4 protein-coding genes are annotated in these 14,402 nt (G+C 72.0%); all 4 read right to left on the reverse strand.

Going from position 1 to position 14,402, the window contains the following annotated elements:
* Positions 1-39: 39 nt before the first annotated feature.
* From CP967_RS04375 to CP967_RS04390, 4 genes are read right to left on the reverse strand one after another with little or no spacing between them, the layout of a single operon-like run.
* Complete coding sequence (locus tag CP967_RS04375; protein WP_150486663.1) at positions 40-1,095, reverse strand: MDR family NADP-dependent oxidoreductase; 1,056 nt, start codon at positions 1,093-1,095, stop codon at positions 40-42.
* Entirely contained in the window at positions 1,092-2,867 is a 1,776-nt protein-coding gene (locus CP967_RS04380; RefSeq protein ID WP_229888377.1) for a phytoene desaturase family protein, read from the reverse strand. Before CP967_RS04380 ends, CP967_RS04375 begins: the two co-directional genes overlap by 4 nt.
* Positions 2,864-4,609, reverse strand: coding sequence for a phytoene desaturase family protein (locus tag CP967_RS04385; protein WP_150486664.1), 1,746 nt, complete (start codon positions 4,607-4,609; stop codon positions 2,864-2,866). Before CP967_RS04385 ends, CP967_RS04380 begins: the two co-directional genes overlap by 4 nt.
* Positions 4,599-14,231: a non-ribosomal peptide synthetase/type I polyketide synthase gene (locus CP967_RS04390; RefSeq protein ID WP_150486665.1), complete on the reverse strand. Its 9,633-nt coding sequence runs from the start codon at positions 14,229-14,231 to the stop codon at positions 4,599-4,601. Before CP967_RS04390 ends, CP967_RS04385 begins: the two co-directional genes overlap by 11 nt.
* Positions 14,232-14,402: the final 171 nt, after the last annotated feature.

A 14,402-nucleotide genomic window follows, 5' to 3' on the forward strand; every position in this document is an offset into this window, starting at 1 on the left:
AGGCCGGCGCGGTACGGGGCGGGCACGCGCCGGCGGGGGTCACAGGGCGACGAGCACCTTGCCGCGGCTGGCCTCCCGGTCGCGGTACAGGCTGTCGTAGGCGGTGGGGACGCTGTCGAAGCCGCGGTGGACCGTGTGGTCGAAGAGGATCTCGCCGCTCCGGATACGTCCGCCCAACTCCGTGTGCAGAGCGGCCCAGTTGGATTCGGTGAACCATTCGAGGGAGAAGATCCCCCGGACGGTGGCGCGGGGGAACATGAGGTAGGGCAGGAGTCTCGGCCCCACGCCTTCGTTGCCGACCTGGGTCGCCCACTGCCAGCACACCGCGACCCGGCTCCCGACGTTGAGCATGGAGAAGACCGCGTCGGTGACGGCGCCGCCCAGGTTGTCGAAGTACCGGTCGACACCGTCCGGTGCGGCTTCGACGAGGGCTTCCCGCACGGCCTCGGGGCTGTCCCCGTGCCGGTAGACGACGACCTCGTCGAAGCCGAGGCCGGTGAGGTAGGACGCCTTCTGCCGGGAGGAGGTGGTGCCGACGACCCTGGCGCCCGCGAGGGAGGCGAGCTGGCCCGCCAGCGTCCCCACCGGACCCGAGGCGCCGCTGATCACGACGGTGTCCCCGGGCCTGACGGCCAGGTACTTGGTCAGCGTCCCCCAGGCCGTCATCCCCGGGCCGCCCATCACGCTGAGCGCGGTCTCCAGGGGCAGGGCGTCGTCGTAGTGGGACGGGTCCAGCCTGCGGTAGGCGGGGAAGACCATGGGAAAGGTGCCGGTCTGCCAGAGCTCCGGTTCTCCGGTGCTGACGAGATGGGTGCGCCACCCGCCGAACCCCTGGACCAGGTCTCCGGGCCGGTGCGCGGCGCGCGGGCCCGCCGCCAGTACCTCCATGACCGAGTCGGCCCCCATGTGCCCGCCGAGCGGGGTGTCCAGGGCGATGCCCTGGAGGTAGGGGTCGACCGAGATGTACAGGGTGCGCAGGAGCATCTCGTCGGGTGCCAGGCCGACGTCCAGGTCCTCGACGACCTTCTCGTAGATCCGGTGCACGTCGGGCACACCCTCGATGTGTTCGCGGACCACCCATTTCTCGGTCTTCATGGCTTCTCGCCGGTCCTCTCTGTCTGTTCCGGGACCCGGGTGCCGGTCTCGTGGAGAGCGGCCGGCAGAAGGGGGCCGGGCCGGGTGTGTACGGGGATGACGCGATGGGTCGGCGGGGGTGCGGTGCGGTCCACCGACGCGGTGAAGGGTCTGCCGTCGTCGCGGCAGACGAACTGCATGACGTGCCGCCCGGCGGCTGCCGCCCGGATCAGCCCGCCGGTGGTGGCCCAGACGCCGGACTGGTAGAAGTCCCGCAGGCCGGGCAGGCCCGGGCCGTGTTTCTTGACGAGTTCCTCCAGCGTCTCCCCGCTCTCCACGAACGGCTGCCAGCCGAGGACCGTCCCGTCGTAGTTGCCGGTGTAGCGGACCTGGGTGAGCGGGCTGGAGACGTCGCGGACGACGATCGCGTCCCGGATGCCGGGGAAACGCCGCTCCAGGAAGTCCACCAGGGCCTCGCGCGCCCGCCGCTTGGCGGCGTAGTAGCCGCGTCCGTGCCGCACGGGGAGCGTGTGGAGCTCCTCGCCGCCGCGGACCCGGGTCACCTGCTCCGGGCCCTCGTCCAGCTCCCGCCACGGGGCGATGTCGCAGAAGTAGGTGACGTAGACGACGGTGGTGCCGTCCGGGGAGAGCTCGGGGTAGTGCCGGCTGCGGAACTGGACGTTGATGCTGGGATGGCGCAGGCCGGTGAGTTCCGCGGCGGTGGCGTCGTCGAGGAGGTACGTCGTGCAGGGGTCGCCCTCGGGAAAGGGGCGGGACAGGCCGAGGAAGAGGGTGAAGTAGCCGGGGAAGACCATGCCGGGTTCGTGGATGGTCCGGGTGTACAGGCGGCGGTAGGTGTCGTCGAGGTAGCGGCCCTGGAGGAACTTCGTCATGGTGGTGTGTCCGTCGCAGGCCGACACCACGATGTCGGCGCGCACCTCGCGCCCGTCGCTGAGCCGCACACCGACCGCCCGGTCGTCCTCCACGAGGATCGTCTCGACCTTGGTGTTGTACGAGACCTCACCGCCGAGGCGCAGATAGCGGTTCTCGATCGACCGGGCGAGCCCCAGCGAGCCCCCTTCGGGGACCCCCGCCGAGAGGTTGGCGTGCGAGGCGAGCTGGAAGTGGAAGGGCAGCACCGGGAACGCCGGGTGCTTCTCGTAGAGGATGAAGTTGAACGCCTCGCGCAGCAGCGGGTCCTTGAAGCGTGCCGAGTAGTCGGCCATCAGGACACCGATGGTCGCCCGCACGGTGTTGGCGTAGGGGAGGAAGGAGGCCAGCATCCGCCAGCGTTCCGTGCGGCTCATCAGGCCGACCGGTTTGAGGAAGGGGTAGACCGCCAGTGCCTTGCGGAAGGAACGCAGCTGGGCGCAGAACTTCCTCACCGTGCGGGCGTCGGCCGGTGAGATCCGGATCAGGTGCTCCTCCAGCCGGTCCGGGTCGGAGTAGAAGTGGACGGCCCGGCCGTCCTGGCCGCGGACGATGTTGAACACGTCGAAGTGGCGTACTTCCTTGCCCTGGAGAGCGCCCAGTTCGAGCCAGATCCGGTGCATCTCGTTGCCGGGGCCACTGCCGAGGAGCCAGCTGACGCAGGGGTCCAGGGTGAAGTCGCCGCGGTCCCACGCGGTGCAGCAGCCGCCGGGCAGTTCGTGCATCTCCAGGATCCGGGTGCGGTAGCCGTTCATCTGGGCGTAGCAGCCGGTGGAGAGTCCTCCGAGGCCGGCTCCGATGATGATCATCGTCTCTCTGGGGCGGCCCGCGGCGGGCTGGGGCCCGCTCTTCCGGTGGATCATGAGCCGGTCTCCTCCCGTGCGGACCATCGGTCGAGCTGGGGCAGGCGCCCCAGCTTGCCGGGGTGCCAGGGTTCGGCACCGTCGCTCTCCCATGCCCGGAAGGTGAGACCGAGCTCCTGGCAGAGGTACTGGGCGGCGAAGCGCCCGGTGGACGCGGCGCGGATCAGGCCCCCCATGCCGACCCACTGGCCGGCCATGGAGAAACCGCTGAGTCCGGGCAGCCGCATCCGGTCCTTGCCGACCAGCCGGGCCGCGACGTCGTCGGCGTCGGAGAAAGCCTTCCAGGCGAGGATCGAACCGTCGTGGTTGCCGGTGTAGCGGTGCGTCGTGGCCGGAGTCGCCACCTCGACCACCTCCGTACGGTCCGCGAGCCCGGGCATCCGGCGTTCGAGGAAGGCGCGTACGAAGTCGGCGGCCTCGCGTTTCCGGGCCCGGTACTCCTTGCGGTCGCGGGAGCGGAGCTCCTTCCAGTACGCGAAGTCGCTGAAGTAGGTGCAGTGCACGACCGAGTGGCCGGGCGGCGCGAATCCGTCGGAGTACCGGGAGCGCACCTGCACGACGATGCTGTTCTGGAGGGCGCCGGGGAGCCGGGCGGCGTCCTGGGCGGACAGCAGATGGGTGGTGCTGTGGGCCTCGTCGGGGCCGAAGGGCCCGCGGATCCCGGCGAAGACGGAGACGACCGCGGGGAACAGGGTGCCGGGGCGGTGCAGCAGGTCGGAGTAGAGCTTCTCGATGCGGGGGCTGGTGTACCGGCCGCCCAGCAGGCCGTGGAGTGTGGTGCGGCCGTCACAGGCGGAGACGACGTGTTCGGCGAAGTACCGCTTTCCGTTGCGGAGTTCGATGCCGATCGCGCGTCCGTTCTCGACGAGGACCTTTTCGGCGCGCGCCCGGTAGGTGAGGGTGCCGCCCAGCTTCCGGTAGCGCTCCTCGACGGACCGGGCGAGGCCGAGCGATCCCCCTTGGGGGAAGCCGGCGTTGTGGTGGTGGGCGGCGGCCATGTTGAACAGGTACGGCAGGAGCGGGAACCCTTCCGGATCCTGGAAGAAGATGTTGCGGAAGGCCCGGCGCAGCAGGGGGTCCTGGAACGTGTCGGCGAAGGTGTGCATCGGGGTCGCCGCGGTGCGCCAGAACAGCCGGAAGGCCGGCAGTACCGTCCGCAGCATCGCCGCCTTCTCCCGGACGGTACGCAGGTCCGGTGCGGTCAGGAACGGGTACAGCTCGATGCGGGTGAACCGCCGCAGGTCCCGGGTGAACGCCCGGATGGGTGCCGTGTCCAGGGGGGAGATCTCCAGCAGGTGGGCCTCCAGCCGGTCCGGGTCGTTGTAGAACGACACCGTGCGGCCGTGTTCGTCCTCGACCTTGTTGAACACGTCGAAGTTGGTCATCGTCTTGCCGTCGAAGGCGCCCAGCTCGCGCCACACCTGGTGGGCGTTGTTGCCGGGGGCGGTGCCGATCAGCCACTCGATGCAGTAGTCGAAGATGTAGCCGTCGCGCGACCAGGCGGTGCAGCAGCCCCCGGGCAGGACGTGCTTCTCGAAGATCCGGGTCCTGGCCCCGCTCATCTGGGCGTAGCAGCCGGTGGAGAGGCCCGCCACACCCGCGCCGATGACGATGACGCGGGGCGGCGTGCCGGGGCTGCGTTCGGGGCGGGTCCAGTCGCTCTCGGACCCGGTGGCTGTGGTGGTGGTGTCGGTGCCGGTCGTGGTGCCGGTTCCGGCCGTGGCGTCGGTCTCAGGCTTCATGGGTCGCCGTGCCTCCTGTCAGCACGGCGCGCACCAGGTCGGCGTTGCGGACGAGGTGCTTGGGGTCGAGCATGTCCGCGTGCCGGCCGGAACCGCGCAGCACGAGCGTGTCCTGGACGGAACTGCCGTGCCAGGTGCCCTGCTCTCCGGGGGCGTAGAGGGCCGCCTTCTCCTCGTCGGTGATGACGCTGACGGCTGCGGCGGTCCTTCCGGTGTTGGGGGTGCGCCCGCAGAAGGCCAGGTACTCCGCCGCGTGGGCGAGCGTCTCGCTCGCGACGACGTCGGATCCGGTGTGCTTGCGCAGGTGTTCCCCGAGCTCCGCCTCGAAGACCCGGATGCCCTCGTCGCCCGGCTCGTAGCTCTCCAGGATGCGGCGGGAGTCCAGGACGACGACGTGGGCCACCCGGCGGCCCCGGCGTTCGAGTTCCTTGGCGGTCTCGAAGGCGAGGTTGCCGCCGAGGGAGTAGCCGAGGAGCAGGCAGGGGCCTTCGGGCCGGACGGTTTCGACGAGGTCGGCGTAGCGGGCCACCTTGTCGTCCCCGGGCAGGTAGTTGAAGCCGATGACGGTGTACTCCGGGAGGTGATCGGCGAGGCCGCGGTAGACGAGTCCGTGGCCGCCGGCGGGCGGGAAGGCGAAGAGGAGCGGTGAGCGCCCGTCGTTGAAGGTGAGGAAGGGAAGCTCCTCGGCCGCCGTGCCGTGGAGCACCTCCTGCACGGCCGCGGCCATGCCGTGCAGGGTGGTGGTGCGGTACAGCCGGCTGACGGGGACGGTGACGCCGAATTCCGTGCGCAGGTGGTGGATGAGTTCGATGAGTTTGATCGAGCTGCCGCCGAGTTCGAAGAAGTCGTCCTCCAGTCCTGCCTGTTCCACGCCCAGCAGTGCCTGCCAGTGCCGGGCGACCCCCGTCTCGTAGACCGTCACCGGCGCTTCGTGGGGACGCTGTTCCGCGCCGGTCTCCGGTGCGGGCAGGGCGGCGAGGTCGACCTTGCCGTTGGCCGTCAGCGGCAGCGCGGGGACGACGACGAAGTGCGCCGGGATCATGTAGGAGGGCAGGGAGGCGGCCAGGTGGCGGCGCAGCGCCCGTGGATCCGGTGCGGCGCCCGGTGCCGGTACGCAGTAGGCGCAGAGCGCCGCCTCCCCCCGGCCGTCGGTACGGAGGGTGACCACGGCCCGGTCGAGCGCGGGCCACCGCTCCAGCTGCGCTTCGATCTCGCCGGTCTCGACGCGGTGGCCGCGCAGTTTCACCTGGCCGTCGGTGCGGCCCAGCAGGTGCGCCCGGCCCTGGGCGTCCCAGCGTGCGAGGTCACCGGTGCGGTAGAGCCGTTCCGGCCGGGCACCGGGCTCACGGCTCAGGGTCCGGGTGACGAAGCGGTGCCGGGTCTGTTCCGGGTCTCCGGCGTATCCGGACGCCACACCGTCGCCTCCGATCCACAGCTCGCCCGGGACACCGGGCGGGACGGGTTCGCCGTGGGCGTCCAGGATGTGCAGGGTGCTGTTGGGCAGGGGGCGGCCGATCGGGACCATCCGGCCGGGTTCCAGGTCGTCGGTGGGGCCTTCGAAGCAGGCGCTGTCGATGGTCGCCTCGGTGAGGCCGTAGGAGTTGACGAGACGGGTGGCCGGGCCGCACAGCTCGCCCAGGCGGCGGTACTCCCCCACGCTCCAGGCGTCCGAGCCGACGACCAGCAGCCGCAGGAAGTCCAGCCGCAGCCCCTCCCTGGTGCAGTGGTCCATCAGTCCGCGCACCACGGCGGGCACGAACTCGGCGCAGTCGACGCGCTCCTGCCGCATCGTCCGGTAGAGCCGCGGGGTGTCGAAGAGGAGGTCGCGGTCGACCAGGACGAGATTTCCCCCGGAGCACAGGGCGCGGACCAGGTCGCCGGTGAACACGTCGAACGCCGGTCCGGCCATCTGGAGGTGGACCCGGACGTCCTGTTCCAGGCGGTAGACCTCCTGCCAGGAGGCGTACGCCGAGGCGAGGTTGCCGTGGGACACCTCGACCGCCTTCGGGCGGCCGGTGGACCCCGAGGTGGTGATGACGTAGGCGGGGGCGTCCGGGTCCACCGGTTCCCGGCTCGCCGCCCCGGCGTCCGGGGCCGGTCCGGGCGTCTGGAGTTCACCGGCGGTGACCGTCCGGACGCCCGGCACACCGGTGTCCGTCGCCGACGGGCCGTCGGTGACGACGAGCTCGGCACCGGTGGTCCGCAGGAGCTGTGCGAGCCGGTCCGCGGGCTGGTCGGGCTGGACGGGGAGGTAGGCGCCGCCCGCCTTGAGCACGGCGAGCAGGGTGACGACCAGCTCCGGTGTCTTGTCCATGCGTACGGCGACGACCGAGCCCGTGGTGAGTCCGAGGGCCCGCAGCCGGTGAGCCCCGGCCGTGGCCCGGCGTTCCAGCTCGGCGTAGGTCATCCTCCGCGCGCCGCCGCCCGGGGCCGGCGCCGTGACGGCCACAGCGTCGGGCCGGGACGCGGCGACCCTGCCGATCCGTGCGTGGACCGGCAGGAACCCCGCCCCACGAGCCCCTTCTCCGGCGGCGGAGGCCCCAGGGGCGCCGGTCAGGACGGACTCGGAGGATTCGGGGGTCCCGGAGGATTCGGGGGACCCGGGGGTCCCGGGGGATTCGGGGGCCTCGGGGGATTCGGAGGTCCTGGGGGCGAGCGGGACCGGGGCGGGAGGGGCGGTGGTGAGCGGGGCGTCGGGGCGGCTCCACTCCGCGATCAGCTGCTCACGTTCGTCTTCGCCGAGCATCCCCAGCCGCGACACGGCCGTCTCGCCCGGCGCCCGGGTCATCGCGTCGAGCAGCCGGGTGTAGTGGGAGGCCATCCGCCGGACCGTCTCGGGCAGGAAGAGGTCGGTGTTGTACTTGAGGACGCAGTGGAACCGGTGCTCGGCCTCGTCCTCGTAGGCGGACAGCGTCAGGTCGAACTGGCCTTCCTCCTCGGGGAGTTCGATGTACTTGAGGCGGTATCCGTACTGCTCGGTGGCGACCTTGTGGGTGAGCAGGATGAACATCGCCTGGAACACCGCTGAGCGGCTGGGGTCGTGCTGGAGGCCGAGTTCCTCGACCAGCAGGACGAAGGGGTACTCCTGGTTGTCGAGCCCGCCGAGCACCGTCGTACGGACCTGTTCCAGCAGTCCGGCGACGCTCGGGTCCTCCGTGAGGTCGGCGTGCAGCGGGAGCGGGTTGACGAAGTAGCCGTAGACGGAGGCGAAGTCCTGATGGGTGCGCCCGGTCACGGGACTGCCGACGACGATGTGCTCCTGGCCGGAGTAGCGGTGCAGCAGCAGGTAGTACGCGCTCAGCAGCACCATGAACGGGGTGACGTGGTGGGCGAGGGCCAGGACGTGGACCCGGGCGCTGAGAGCGGTGTCGAGTTCGAAGAACGCGGAGGCGCCGTTGTGGGTCTGGACGGCCGGGCGCGGCTTGTCGGTGGGCAGGTCCAGCAGGGGCACCTCGGCCGGCAGATGTCCGCGCCAGTAGTCCAGCATCCGCGCCGCGTCGGCGCCGGCCAGGAACCGGTTCTGCTGGTTGAGGAAGTCGAGGTAGCGGGACGCCACCGGCGGGAGCTGCGGCTTCCGGCCCTGCCGGAGCGCCTCGTACACCGCGAAGAGTTCATCGATGAAGGTGAAGGTGGAGATGGCGTCGGAGACGATGTGGTGGACGGCCTTCATGATGATCCAGCGGTCGGGTCCGCGCTTGAAGAGACGGAAGCGGACCAGTGGGTCGCGGGCGAGGTCGTAGGGCTTGCGGTACTCGGCGACGATCGTCCGGTGGATGCTCTCCCAGTCCTGTCCCTGGACGTCGAAGAGCGCCAGGTCGGGCTCCGTCCCCGGGGAGACGCGCTGCACCGCGTGGCCGTCCTGAAGGAGGAAGTTGGTGCGCAGCGCCGGGTGCCGGGCGATGAGCTCGCGTACGGCCCCGAACATCAGGTCCGGGTCGAGGGCGACGGTCACCTCGACGGCCCCGCCGATGTTGTAGGCGTATCCGTCGGGGTTGAGGTGCTTCAGGAACCAGAGCGCCTTCTGGTTCTGGGTCAGCGGGTACTGCCGCTCGTCGTCGTACACCTCGACGGTCCGGTCCGTGCCGCTCGCGCCCCCGGCCTCGGCCAGTGCCGTGAGGCCGTCGTGGAGCTGTGCGGCCAGTTCACCGGCGGGGGTACCGCTCAGCAGGGCGACCACGGGCATGGCCACGCCGAGCTCGGCGTGGATCCGGGCGCGGAGCTCCATCGCGAGGAGCGAGTCGAGGCCGAGGCCCCCGAGTCCGGTGGCCGGGTCGATGCGGTCCGTACCGGTACGGAGCACCGAGGCGCACAGCGCGGCGAACCGTTCTGTCACCAGGGCCCGGCGGTCCGTCTCGCCGGCGGCCGTGAAGACGTCGAGGAAGGCGTTGCCCGATCCGGCGTCCGCCGGGGGCGCGGCCGCGGCCGCCAGCTCCGCGACCAGGGGCGGCGGGGCCTGGTACCAGGCCAGGAAGACCGGCCAGTCCACGACGGTCGCCACGACGAGTTGCGCGTGGTCCTGGCCTATGACGCGTTCCAGGACGCTCATTCCCGCGTCGGGGGCGAGTGAACTCATCCCGCGGCTGTGCAGGTAGTGGCCGACGAGTCCGAGCTCCTCGATCATTCCGGTGGCCCAGGGACCCCAGTCCAGGCTCAGTGCGGGCAGCCCCCGGGCGCGGCGGTGGTGGGCGAGTGCGTCCAGGAAGGCGTTGCCGGCCGCGTAGTTGGTCTGTCCGGCCGTGGTCAGCAGCGAGGCGATCGAGGCGAAGAGCACGAAGTGGTCGAGGGGCTCGTCGCGCAGGTGCCGGTGCAGGAGGTGGGCACCGATCGTCTTCGGGTCGTGGACGGCGTCGAAGGTGGACCGGTCCAGATCGGCGACCAGTGTGTCGCGGACCTGGCCCGCCAGGTGGAACACCCCGCGCAGGGGCGGCCCGGTGCGGCGGTAGGTGTCGAGCCAGCTGGTCAGGGCGCTCTCGTCGGTGATGTCGAGGGGGGCGAGGACGACCTGCGCGCCCAGCGCCTCCAGCTCCCTGACGAGGGCCACGGCCCGGCCTTCCGGGGTGGCCGGATCGGTGCCTGTCCACTTCTCACGGGCCGGCACGGGGGTACGCCCCACCAGGACGAGCCTGCGGGCGCCGCGCCGGACGAGGGTGCGGCACAGCAGCCGGCCGAGCGCGCCGAACGCTCCGGTCACCAGGTAGCCGCCGTCGGCCCGGAGCCTGAGGGGCAGGGGGCGGGTCAGTCCCTGAGCGGGGCGGAGCCGGCTGGTGAGCCGGCGGCCGGCCCGCAGGGCGATCTCCTCCTCGTCGTCGAGGAGCGCCTCGCGCAGCAGGGCCTCGGCGTCCGCGCGGGCCCCGGCCGGTCCCGGTCGCCGATGAGGGTCGAGGTCGATCAGTTTGCCCGGGTGGCCCATGAGTTCCTGGTGCCGCAGCACCCGGCCGACGCCCCAGGCGGGGGCTCCGAGGGGTTCGACGTCCTCGCCGGGCACCACGGCCTGGGCCCCTCGGGTCACGATGTGCAGGCTGCCGCCGGTCCCCCGGGCGAGCAGGACCCGGGCGAGCACGGTCAGGGAGTAGCTGCCCGGACCGGTGTGGCCGGTGAGGGCGTCCGTGCCGCACCCGTCGAGGGACGGCGCGTCGAGGTTCCAGAGGTGCAGGACGGCTCCGCGGAAGGGCCGGCCCGTGAGGCGGTCGAGGTCTGCGAGGACCCGGCTCAGGTCGGCCTCGGAACCGGGGTCGACGGTTCGGGTGCCGTCCGCCTCGGAACGGGCGCCGCCGGGGCGTACCAGGTGGCAGTGTTCACCGCGGGCCGCCGCGAGGGCCGCGAAGGCGTCGGCGACTCCTCCGGCGTCGGCGAGGACCAGCCAGCCGTGCTCCCGGGCCGCGGCCATGAGGTCCGCGCCGCCGTCCTGCGGGGACGGGCCGGAGACGTCGGTCCAGACCGTCTCGGCGAGCCAGGAGTCGATGGTGGTCCGGGCCACGGCGGTCGCGGCCCGTTCCACGTCCGTCGCCCGGAATCCGCGGATGCCGCCCAGCGGAGTGCCGTCGTCGGCGTACAGGGTGATGTCCCCGAGCGTGGTGTCCCCGGCTCCGGCGGTCCCCGGTGCGGTGCGGGGCGCGGTGGCGTCGTCGGTCCCCGGCGCGGTGGCGTCGGCGTCGGTGGTCACGGTGGCGTGCACCCAGAGCGGCTGGTCGCCGACCGGCTCCAGGGCGATCTCGTCGAGTGAGAGCGGGAGCTTGATACCGGTGGCCGGTGCCGTCTGAGCCTGGAGGAGCTGCGGGGTCAGTACGGCCTGGAAGCAGGCGTCGAGCAGGGCGGGGTGCAGGTGGTGGCGGGCGGCGTCGTCGCCGATGGCCCGGGGCGGCCGGATCCGCGCGAGTACTTCGGTGGGGCCGACCCACACCTCTTCGATGGCCTGGAAGGCGGGGCCGTACTGGTATCCGAGGGCGGCCAGCGCGGTGTAGCAGGCGGGGCCGTCGAGATGCCGGACGGTGCGTGCGCGGATCGCGGTGGCGTCGAGCGGCGGACCGTCGGTGCGGCGCTGGCCGCTGCGGACCACCCCCCGGACGTGCACGGCGGCCTCCCCGTCGGCACCGGCCTCGGACGCGACGGTGAAGGCGGCGTCCTCCATGGAGAGGGACAGCCGCACGGGCCTGTCCTCCCCCTCGGGCAGGAAGAGGGCCTTGCGCAGTTCGATGTCGGCGAGGACGACCCGCTTCCCGCCGGTGACGCGCAGGACGGCCTGAGCCGCCATCTCGAGGTATCCGGCGGCGGGGAACACCACGGTGTCCTGGATGCGGTGGTCGGCGAGGTAGGGCAGGGTCTCGGTGTCCAGGCGGACCTGCCAGGACGGTTCGGTGTGGCCGGTGCGGCGCCCGAGGAGCGGATGGTCGGTGGCACCGAGCCGGACCTGGGCGACGGGGTGCGGCTCCGTCCAGTGGCGGTCGCGGCGGAAGGGGTAGCGGGGCAGGGTGACCGGGCGGCCGGCGGGCTGGAGCGTGTCCCAGTCGACTCCGGTGCCCAGGTTGTGCAGCGAGGCCAGTGAGACGGCGAACCGCTCGCTCTCGTCCTCCTGCCGGCGGATGGAGGGGAGGGTCAGTCCGCTCGCGCCCCGTGCGTCGAGGCACTCACGGATCGAGTGCCCGAGCACGGGATGCGGGCCGATCTCCAGGAACACCCGGTGTCCGTCGTCGGCCAGCCGGTCGACCGCCGCCCGGAACCGCACCCGGTCGCGCACGTTCTGCCACCAGTACGCGGCGTCGAGCTCACGTCCGTCCGCGGTTCCCTCACGGCCCGTCAGGTACAGCGGTATCCGTGCCCGGCGGGGCGCCAGGTCCGCGAGGGAGGAGAGCAGTTCGTCCTTGATGCGCTCCATGCCGACGCTGTGGTAAGGGACCCGTACCGTCAGGAACTTGGCGAAGAGCTGCTCGGCCCGCAGTTCCTCGGCCAGCAGGGCCAGCGCCGGCTCCTCCCCGGCGAGGGTGACCGACGTGGGGCTGTTGACCGCGGCGACCGACACCCGGTCCCGGTAGGGGCGCACGCGGCGTTCGGCCTCGTCCTCGGTGAGGCTCACCGCGAGCATGGTCCCCGTCCCGGCCAGGGTGTGCTGGAGCCGGCTGCGGTGGGCCACGACGCGCACGGCCTCCTCAAGGGTGTAGACCCCCGCCTCGTGGAAGGCGGCGACCTCTCCGGTGCTGTGCCCGACCACGGCGTCCGGGGTCACGCCGTACTCGCGCCACATGGCGGCCAGGCCGGTCTGCAGGGCGAAGTTGGCGGGCTGGGCCAGCCAGGTCTCGCCCATCCGGGAGGCGGACTCCTCCGCGGACATCTCCGCGAGGAGGGACCAGCCCGTGATGTCCCGCAGGGCGCGGTCGCACCGGGTGACCGCGTCGCGGAACACCTCGTCCTCGCGCAGCAGTTGGCGCCCCATCCCCCACCACTGGGGTCCCATCCCGGTGAAGACCCAGACCAGCCGGCGTTCGTCGGCGGCCCGCAGGCGGTCCTGGACGGCCCTGGGGTGCGGCTCGCCCCGGCCGTAGGCGGCCAGGGCCTCGTCGAGGGAGGCGCGCGAGGTGTAGACGACGGACAGCCGCTCGGCGTGGTGCTGGCGGCGGTGGGCCAGGGTGTGGCCCAGGTCGGGCAGGGGGACAGCGGGGCGGCCGGCGTCTTCGGCGAGTTCCTCCCGGATGGCGTCCGCCCTTTCCAGGAGCGCTTCCGGGTGCCGGGCGCTGAGCGGGAGGATGCTCCAGCGGCGTCCGCCGGACCGCGCGGTGCTCCCGGTGCCGCTGCCCGTGCCGGCCGGGACCGTCGGGGCTTCCTCCAGCAGGACGTGGGCGTTGGTGCCGCCGAACCCGAAGGAGTTCACCCCGGCGCGGGCGGGGCCTTCGTGTTCGGGCCACGGGGTGAGCCGGGTGGGGATCTCGTACGGCAGCGCCGCCGCGTCGATGGCCGGGTTGAGGTGTTCCAGGTTGATGTGCGGGGGGATGAGGCGGTGTTCGAGGCTCAGGGCCGCCTTGATCAGTCCCGCGATCCCGGCGGCGGACTCGGTGTGTCCGATGTTGGTCTTCACCGAGCCGACGTAGCAGCGTGAGCCGGGGGCCCGCCCGTCGGCCAGCGCACGCGCCAGCGCGTTGGCCTCGATGGGGTCGCCGACCGGCGTCGAGGTCCCGTGGGCCTCCATGTACTGGAGTTCGCCGGGCGAGATCCCCGCCTCGGCACAGACCTGCCGGATGAGGGAGACCTGGGCCTCGGCGTTGGGCACGGTGATGCCGTTGGTGCGCCCGTCCTGGTTGACACCGCTGCCGATGATCACCGCGTGGACGCGGTCGCCGTCCCTGACGGCGTCCTCCAGCCGCTTCAGCGCGACCAGGCCGACGCCTTCGGCCCGTACGTAACCGTCGGCGGCGGCGTCGAAGGTGCGGGAACGGCCTTCGGGCGACAGGAAGCCGCCCTTCGTCTCGGCGATGGTGTACTGCGGGGCCAGGTGGAGCAGTGTGCCGCCGGCCAGAGCGAGGCCGCTCTCGCCCCTGAGGAGTGCCTGGCACGCGAGGTGCACGGCGACCAGCGAGGAACTGCACGCGGTGTCGATCGAGAGGCTGGGGCCCCGGAAGTCGAAGCAGTGCGAGATCCGGTTCGACACCATGGTCATCATGGTTCCGGTCGCGGTGTGCGGAGCCAGCGAGGTGAAGCCCAGGTCGGAGAACTGGAGGATCTTGTAGTCCAGGGTGAACGCGCCGACGTACACGGCGACATCGCTGCCCGCCAGCTCGGCCGGCCGCTGCCCCCCGTCCTCGAGTGCGTCCCAGGCGACCTCCAGCAGTTTGCGCTGCTGCGGGTCCATATGGTCCGCCTCACGCGGGCTGATCCCGAAGAACGCGGGGTCGAACTCGTCGAATCCGTCGATGTACCCGCCGCGGCCCCCGATCAGGCGGCCGGGCTTGTCCCGGTACCGGCTGCCGAGGGTGGTGACGTCGTACCGGTCGGGCGGGGTGGGTGTGATGCAGTCCTTGCCGGCGGCCAGGTTCCGCCAGAAGGTCCGATGGTCCGACGCCCCGCCCGGCATCCGGCAGCCTATGCCGATGATGGCCACCTTGTTCCTTGACGGGTGATTGAGCGCGTCGGTCATGTCGAACTCCTCATCAAGTCATGGCGGGGCGCCAGGGGACGGTCGCGGCGGCGGGTGCGGGTGACGGCTGCGGGTACCGGTGACGGCTGCGGTGGCCGGACCGGGGTCGGGTGCGGGAGGGGATGCGGGTGAACGGGTGCGGACGCGGACAGCCGTGTCCGCACCTGGTGC

This window comes from Streptomyces nitrosporeus (assembly GCF_008704555.1).
In the GTDB taxonomy this organism is placed as follows: domain Bacteria; phylum Actinomycetota; class Actinomycetes; order Streptomycetales; family Streptomycetaceae; genus Streptomyces; species Streptomyces nitrosporeus.

Bases quoted from the DNA above. Each gene is read 5' to 3' on its own strand.
- CP967_RS04375 (WP_150486663.1), bottom strand. From the start codon at position 1,095: ATGAAGACCGAGAAATGGGTGGTCCGCGAACACATCGAGGGTGTGCCC.
- CP967_RS04385 (WP_150486664.1), bottom strand. From the start codon at position 4,609: ATGAAGCCTGAGACCGACGCCACGGCCGGAACCGGCACCACGACCGGC.
- CP967_RS04380 (WP_229888377.1), bottom strand. From the start codon at position 2,867: ATGATCCACCGGAAGAGCGGGCCCCAGCCCGCCGCGGGCCGCCCCAGA.
- CP967_RS04390 (WP_150486665.1), bottom strand. From the start codon at position 14,231: ATGACCGACGCGCTCAATCACCCGTCAAGGAACAAGGTGGCCATCATC.